At 38.1% G+C, this 8,010-nt stretch carries 8 protein-coding genes; all 8 read left to right on the forward strand.

The window, feature by feature from the left end:
- The first annotated feature begins 2 nt into the window (after window positions 1-2).
- Complete coding sequence (locus CLOSYM_RS17875) at window positions 3-956, forward strand: GDP-mannose 4,6-dehydratase (RefSeq protein ID WP_242828699.1); 954 nt, start codon at window positions 3-5, stop codon at window positions 954-956.
- 23 nt (window positions 957-979) lie between these two features.
- A complete protein-coding gene (locus tag CLOSYM_RS17880; RefSeq protein ID WP_004462211.1) occupies window positions 980-1,984 on the forward strand; it encodes a GHMP family kinase ATP-binding protein in 1,005 nt (334 codons plus the stop codon).
- A 127-nt stretch (window positions 1,985-2,111) separates the two neighbouring features.
- Entirely contained in the window at window positions 2,112-2,591 is a 480-nt protein-coding gene (locus tag CLOSYM_RS17885) for a serine O-acetyltransferase (RefSeq protein WP_021643204.1), read from the forward strand.
- Between the two features lie 133 nt (window positions 2,592-2,724).
- On the forward strand, window positions 2,725-3,993 hold the full coding sequence (locus CLOSYM_RS17890; RefSeq protein ID WP_021643205.1) for an O-antigen ligase family protein: 1,269 nt from the start codon (window positions 2,725-2,727) through the stop codon (window positions 3,991-3,993).
- Between the two features lie 30 nt (window positions 3,994-4,023).
- The gene (locus CLOSYM_RS17895) at window positions 4,024-5,115 is read left to right on the forward strand and encodes a WavE lipopolysaccharide synthesis family protein (RefSeq protein WP_004462216.1); all 1,092 of its coding nucleotides are present in this window, start codon (window positions 4,024-4,026) and stop codon (window positions 5,113-5,115) included.
- A 12-nt stretch (window positions 5,116-5,127) separates the two neighbouring features.
- Window positions 5,128-6,789, forward strand: coding sequence for an aminoglycoside phosphotransferase family protein (locus tag CLOSYM_RS17900; protein WP_003510769.1), 1,662 nt, complete (start codon window positions 5,128-5,130; stop codon window positions 6,787-6,789).
- On the forward strand, window positions 6,782-7,177 hold the full coding sequence (locus CLOSYM_RS17905) for an HAD family hydrolase (protein ID WP_003510759.1): 396 nt from the start codon (window positions 6,782-6,784) through the stop codon (window positions 7,175-7,177). The genes CLOSYM_RS17900 and CLOSYM_RS17905 overlap by 8 nt, the downstream gene beginning before the upstream one ends.
- 79 nt (window positions 7,178-7,256) lie before the next feature.
- Window positions 7,257-7,973, forward strand: a complete 717-nt coding sequence (locus CLOSYM_RS17910; RefSeq protein WP_021643206.1) for a glycosyltransferase family 2 protein — start codon at window positions 7,257-7,259, stop codon at window positions 7,971-7,973.
- Window positions 7,974-8,010 lie beyond the last annotated feature (37 nt).

The following is an 8,010-nucleotide window of genomic DNA, read 5'->3' on the forward strand; positions in this document are numbered from 1 at the left end:
AAGTGCTAGTTACAGGCGCCGGCGGTATGGTCGGTTCCCATATGGTGGAGCTTTTACACGACCAAGGACACGATGTATTAGGTACATATTATAAGCCGACAACAGACATTATGGAAATTGACCCGTCTATCCGAATGGAAGAGTGTGATGTTCGCTATTACCAGGCGGTACAGCGTGTGATTTCAAAGTTCCAGCCGGATCAGATTTACCATCTTGCAGCGCAGAGTTACCCAACCGTATCGTGGACTCATCCGCAAGCAACGATGGAAACGAATATAAACGGTACAATCAATGTATATGAAGCAGTAAAATTTGTCCGTCAGACCAGCCCGGATTATGATCCAATAGTGGTTGTTGCATGCTCCAGCGCGGAGTATGGGCAAACCTTAAATGAGCTGGAAGATCCGTATGTGAAAGAAACAGCAGAGTTAAAACCGCTGCATCCATATGGATGCAGCAAAGTTGGACAGGATCTTCTGTCATTCCAGTATTTTATGAATGACAATATCCGATGCATCCGCGTTCGTATTTTTAATTCTACCGGAACAAGGAAAGTAAATGATGTGACTTCTGATTTTACAAAAAGAGCAATTTTGGCAGAACGTTCCGGTATCTTTGAATTGCGTGTAGGAAATCTCGAAACCAGACGCGCAATCATGGATCAGCGTGATCTTGTTAATGGTCTTATGTTGCTGGCAGAGAGAGGACAGGCCGGTGAGGTCTATAACCTTTCTTCAGAGCACTGCTATCAGATGAAAGACATTGTTGCAATGATAGAAGAACAGATTGGCCAAAAATTTACAATCAAGATTGATCCTAAATTGCTTCGTCCGACTGATGAAAAAATCATTATCGGAAATGTTGATAAATTGAAGCGGGATACTGGATGGAGCCAGAAAATTGAGATGAAGCGGACAATTGCAGATATGCTGGACTATTGGAGAAAAACGCTGTGATTGTAGTGAAGGGATAAAAAACTATGATTATTACAAAGACACCATTCCGTATGTCATTTTTTGGAGGCGGAACGGACATGGAAGAATATTTCAGGGAAAATGGCGGGGCTGTACTCTCGACAACGTTTGATAAGTACTGTTATGTAAATGTAAGGCATCTTCCTAGATTTTTTGATTGGTCAACGGAGCTTACTTATTCAAAAATCGAAAAGGTGTCCAGCATCGATGATATTCAGCATCCGGCAATTCGTAATGCTATAAAGATGCTGGATATGCATGAGATTCGTCTTACCTATGAGGCCGACCTTCCGGCACGTTCCGGTCTTGGGACAAGTTCTTCCTTTGCAGTTGGAATGTTGAATGCCTTTTATGCATTAAAGGGAAAATACGCAGACAAGAAGAAACTGGCAGACGAAGCAATTTATTTGGAGAGAGTGCTTTGCAATGAGGCAGGTGGCTGGCAGGATCAGATTGCGGCGGCCTTTGGCGGTTTCAATCGGATTAACTTTAATGCGCATGGCTATGAGGTATTGCCGATTATTATTTCTCCGGAACGAAAGAGCCGGCTGAATCAGAACCTGATGATGTTCTTTACGGGATTTACACGCTTCTCATCGGATGTACAGAAAGCAAATGTAACTGGTAAAAAAAACAGGACAATTCAGCTTAAAGAAATGTTGGCTTTGGTTGATGATGCTGAGAAAGTTTTGACGGATAAAGAACGGGATTTAGATGATTTTGGCAGATTGTTAGATCATACTTGGAAACTCAAGCGTCAAACTGGAGTAGCTGTTTCTACAAATAGCATCGATGAACTTTATGCAAAAGGCGTGGATGCCGGTGCATTGGGGGGAAAATTGCTCGGTGCAGGAGGTGGAGGATTCCTTGTATTTTATGTACAGCCAGATTTTCAGGATTCTGTTCGTTGGGCAATGCGTGATTTAATGTATATTCCGTTTGAGTTTGAAAATAGTGGAACGCGGGTAATTCATTACACACCTGAAACCTACGATCCAGGAGGAAAGTAAAATGAGTGTAAAAAAACGTATTATTCAAATATTAAATTTGTGGAGACTATTGCGTATTTATGTGTATTTTCAACTCCTGTTGCGGTGAAGGAGATTATTCTGGAAGATATTTGGCACTGGGGAAAGTGTGCAAAGCGAGTCGAAAAAAAAGCAATTTGATTTATTCTCGGGCTTAATGCTTGAGCTAAAGGAATTTCGCAATCTTTTGTTAAATCGGTTATATAGGGGTGGATTACGCAGATATATTTTAAGAACTTTGTTTCCTCCCATGGATACTTTGTATATTAATACCAGAAACATTGGCCATAGATTGTATATTCAGCATGGTTTCGCAACTGTAATTAGTGCCAAAAGCGTTGGTGATGATTGTTGGATAAATCAGCAGGTAACCATCGGTTATACATTTGACTCTGAACCAGTTGTAATCGGTAATGGAGTCAGAGTTTCAGCGGGGGCCAAAGTTGTCGGAAACATTACTGTCGGGGATAACGCAATTATTGCATCAAATGCAGCTGTCGTGAAAGACGTGCCAGAGAATGCCGTTGTTGGAGGTGTTCCGGCAAGAGTTATAGGTGAGAATATAGAACATAAGCTGTTTGAAAAATAAAAGAGATAGTTTAATATGAAAAAGTTGGACTTAGGGATAAAAAGGCATATTGATTTCTTGATTGGGCGATATCCGGAAAGTTGGAAGATAGGTTCTTCGGGGCGAAAAATGGCTAACGAATGGAGATTGTGTTATGGAGTTGAAGATAAGAGTAGGGTCGATTTCAAAGATTATCATTGAACTTTTGGTGTTAATGCATCTTTGCTATTTCCTCATGGTTTTTCGCGGAACAAGACTGTTTGCGGATTCATTTGTACCAAAAACCAGGATGGTGCTGTTCTTTTTTATGATAGGTATCAGCATAATTGCAAGTGTACATTACCTAAAAAAGAGCAGTATGAAATTCCTGGCGTTTGAAATGCTCTTGCTTGTCATTTCCTGGATAAATGGGTACAACTCCGTACTTGTAAAAGGTTATAAATGGGATGACGCATTAGCGTTGTTAAGAGTATATATCTATCCAATAGTTGCAATAGCCGTTATTCCATTATTAACATCGGGAATTTGGAGATTTGAGAAACTATTGAAGTTTTTGGCTGTGGCGACATCGATAGACACACTTGCACGGGCTGTCAACTCTTTTGCAGAGCATTTTACAGGTGTTTTTCCTTGGCCTAATCTCATTTATGGGGAGATGGGGTATAGAAACGGTATCTATAGAATAAATCCCTCTAATTTGGATATTCTGGTTATTCCAATTGCATTTTATTTATTATCCAAAGCGGAAACCAAAAGCGCCAAAAGATGGTGTGCTGTGGGTATTATTATCAATTATTTATATGCATTGGTCATATGGCAAGCACGCTCTGCTATTGTTTACAAAACAATTGTATTAATAGTTCTGTTTTATACTCAAAGGAAATTGGACAAAAAGAAAGTGATTTGGCTTATATTTGGCGTTATTGCGGCTGTCATTATATTTAATTTTCCATTTTTTAACGAATTTTTAGATTCTTTTTCGACAGCGAATGGGGAATATGGAGGTTCTACGTCTTACCGTTTAAATGCGATTGCTTACTACATGAGTATGTATTCAAAAAATATGATATGGGGTACGGGACTGTTGAATGTAGATCAACGAATAGCAACGGGAGGTGGTGCTCTGGGGGATATTGGGTTTCTGTATAGTATTATCCAATTAGGGGTTCCAATTATAGCCTTCTATATCGTGATTTTTGTAAGAGCAATATATGTGGCTATAAAAAATAGTTACTATGATTCAGGTAAGTCCCGTTTAATTATGGGGATTACGCTTATTTGCATGTTATTTGGGGTAAATATTGATACATTTTATGGGTTTGCATTATCTGTACCATTTTACTTAACGATAGTAGAGTACACTGCATGGAAGGGAAATAATGCTGCATATTTAGAGATAGAGTGTAATGGAACAAATAGATAAGAACCCGAATTTGTATACAACGGAGGGAGTATGAAGAAACAGATATTATCGGTGCTTAGCTGGTATCAGAAAATACCGTACAAGATTGTTAGATTATTGGGAAAAAGCAATAATTTTGTTAATAGAGAAATGCTGGCCGCATGTAAGGCATCTGAGTCCGAAACAAAAGAATATGTCAGTTATAGGCTAAGACCTAAAAAAATGGAAGCTATTCCGGTTTTAGAGACATTGGAGGAGAAAAGTAAGATAGCAATTGTAATACAAGGTCCTTTGCTCTTGTCTGATGATTTTACATTAGAAACGGCCGTTTTTTATAAGCGATGCTATCCAAATGCTATTGTTATTTTGTCATCATGGAAGGGAGCTGACGAGAAAACAATAGAAAAACTCCAAGTATCGGGGATTATTGTTGTTTTGAGCGATTTGCCTCAAAAACCTGGTAATTTAAATATTAATTATCAAGTAACAAATACATATGCAGGAATCAGAAAAGCAAAAGAACTCGGAGCTGAATTTGTCTGTAAAACGAGAACAGATCAAAGATTATACCACCCGAATGCAATCATGCATTTACTAAACCTTGTGAACACTTTTCCGGTCAATAATGATGATTTTACAACTAAACAAAAAAAGAGAATTGTAACTGTAAGTATGCCATATGGTGATATGTTTTACCCATATTGCTTGTCAGACTTTCTATATTTTGGGAATACAGACGATATGTTAGAGCTGTTTTCAATCGAGCCTGATTCGCGAGGAAAGGGCACAGGCGGAAAAGGGATGTCCCGAAAAAGAATTGCAGAAGAGCAGATTGCTCCTGAAATCCAGATACTGCGATCTTACATTGCAACTATGGGGGGCAATAATGAATGTACAATTCGAGCCTACTGGCAATTTGTAAAAAATCATATTATTAGCATTAACAGGAACGAAATTGGGCTATTTTGGCCTAAATATGAGAACAGATATTCAGAGAATACACATTTTGGATATTATTATCAGATAGAAGAAGAAAAAGCCTTCCATTGTTATAGTTTTGATTTTATCCATTGGCTGGCTCTGTATAATGGAACTCTTATATATGAACCTGAGTATGAAAAGTATGCGGAATATGTTTTATAAAGGAGGAAGCATATGGACAATCTGAAAAGAGTCATTATTCCGGCAGCTAAAATTGTTCCGGCGGAACTCCAAAAACTTGGAAAGCTTCCGGGAATTATATATCCCATCAACCAAAAGATTGCATTCGACTATCTGTATGAAGAATATAAAGAATATTGTACGTCGATGGATATTATTTGCTTTGAACAGGCAGGTAAAGTGCAGCGAAGGCTCAATCCTTACCTCAGTGAACAAGTACGTATCAAGATACTCCCAGAATTGGGGGATTTGGGACAAACGATATATTTTGCACTTGGCCAGATAAAGGAATCGCTGATTATCAACTTTTCAGATACAATTGTAATGGACAACATTGCAAAGATTGATGGTGACGCTTTTTTTTGCCAGGAAGACTATATGTCTGATACATGGACATATTTTGATGAGCAAGATGGCGTGATTACACGCGTTTATGATAAAAAGCCTGCAAAAACTGATAAAAAGAAGAAGTTGTTTGTTGGAGTTTTTCAGATAGAAGATCCCGTGTATTTTAAAACATGTCTTGAAAAAGCATTTCAAGAAGTACGCCCTCAAATGAGTACGTTCTACCATGCCTTACAAATATACAGCAGACAACATCCGATGAAGGCAATTTCCACGGAAAACTGGTTTGATATTGGCCATGAGGATAAGTACTATAACTCTAAATTGGAAGTGCGTGCAAGAGAGTTTAATCATATCTCAATTGATAAGAACCGAGGCATTTTAAGAAAAACGAGCGATGATAAAGATAAGTTCATAGGTGAAATTAAATGGTATTTAAAGTTGCCTTCCGATGTGGAATATGTAAGACCCAGAATTTTTGATTATTCAACATCTTATGTAAATCCATATGTTTCAATGGAGTATTACGCATATCACACGGTACACGAGCTATTTCTCTATGGTGATTTAACTTTGCAGCAGTGGGTGGACGTGTTTAATCGCATTCGTTTTGTGTGTGATGATTTCAAACGTTATACTGTGAAGGACGGGAGTATCCAGCACGCACTGGAGGAGATGTATTTGACAAAGACATTACAGCGCTTCGAGAGAATGAAAAAAGAGAATATTTTTTCGACTTTCTTTGAAGAGCCAATCGAAGTAAACGGGGAGAAATATTTGCCTTTGAATGATATTTCTGCCGTATTGGAAAAAGTTATCCCTAAGATGTTATACGAAGTAGACACTTTTAACATTATTCACGGAGATTTGTGCTTTGCCAATATTATGGTAGATACTAATTTATCTTTTATCAAAGTCATTGATCCTCGTGGAAAGTTTGGAACTTATGATATTTATGGAGATTTCCGTTATGAACTTGCAAAACTTTTTCACAGTGTGGATGGCAAATATGATTTCATAATTAAAGACCTTTTCGATGTGAACTTCGATTATAAAAGGGCTCGTATTGATTATTGTATTCAAGACCAAAAAAGAGACTTTGATTTATACAAAGTCTTTATTGATACCTTTAAGGCGGAAATCGGAAATAGTTTAAAGCAGATTGAAATGATAGAAGCACTGCTATTTTTGAGCATGATTCCTCTTCACAGCGAAAGTATAAAGCATCAGATGGTAATGCTTGGAACGGGATTAGAGATTCTTAATAGAGTTGTTAATATACAGGTAGAAGGAGAGAATAAAGATGTTTAGTGAATACTCGTTTATTTTTGATATTGATGGAACTTTATGTCCGATTAAGAGGAAGGAAGAGAATTATAAAGATTTGGTTCCATACCAGGACATGGTCGATAAACTCAAGTATTATCATGAAAACGGAGCAAAAATTATTCTTTTTACCTCCCGTAATATGAATTCCTACAACGGAAACTTAGGGAAAATCAATAAGAGTACAGCAAAAGTGCTGTTGGAATGGTTAGATAAATGGGATATTCCATATGATGAGATTTTTTATGGAAAGCCATGGCCGGGGCATAAGGGATTTTATGTGGACGATCGGACAGTTCGTCCGGATGAATTTCTCACGCGTAGTGTTGAAGAACTGGATGATATATGCAGAAAGTCTAAATGCAAAAATTGATAGAGGTAATAAGTCTCAAAAGAACAAAAAAGTTTGATTCAGCAGGAAAAATAGTAAGAGAACAGGATAGGTGAATGAAATGAATATTATAATTACGATGGCGGGTCTTGGCAGCCGTTTCCGTAAAGCAGGGTATTATTGTCCGAAATATATGATTGAGGCGAAGGGAAAGACATTGTTTGACTGGTCTATGGATAGCTTGGTTGGTTACAATAACAATGTAAATCGATATGTGTTTGTTGTAAGGGCAGAGGATCATGCAGAAAGCTTTATAAGAGAGCATTGTGCATCATATGGAATTCAAGATGTCAAAATTGTAGAATTGGATTATTTGACTGATGGACAGGCTACAACTTGTATGCTGGCAATTCCGCACTGTAACGCAGATGAGGCAATTATGGTGTACAACATTGATACATATGTGGAACCGAATGAAATGAGGTATAAGGATCTTTCTGGAGACGGACATATTCCATGCTTCCACGCAGACGGGAATCATTGGAGTTTTACTCGGCTGGATGACAGTGGCAATGTTGTTGAGGTCAGAGAGAAGGTACGCATTTCGGATAACTGTACGCTGGGAGCTTATTATTTTTCATCGGCCAGACTTTACAGGGAGTTGTATGAGGAATTTTATTCCGATGACAGCCAAATGGAGAAGAATGAGAAGTATATCGCACCACTGTATAATCTTATGATTGAGAAGGGAATGCCGGTAACGATAAGTATTGTAGATGCTGCGAAGGTTCATGTCCTTGGCACCCCGGAGGAACTACAGGTATTTCTAAGTGAATAATTAGGTAGTGTCAAGTGATGTATGAAAAAACTGAGCC

Origin of the sequence: [Clostridium] symbiosum ATCC 14940 (assembly GCF_000466485.1) — a bacterium.
Taxonomy (GTDB): Bacteria; Bacillota; Clostridia; order Lachnospirales; family Lachnospiraceae; genus Otoolea; species Otoolea symbiosa.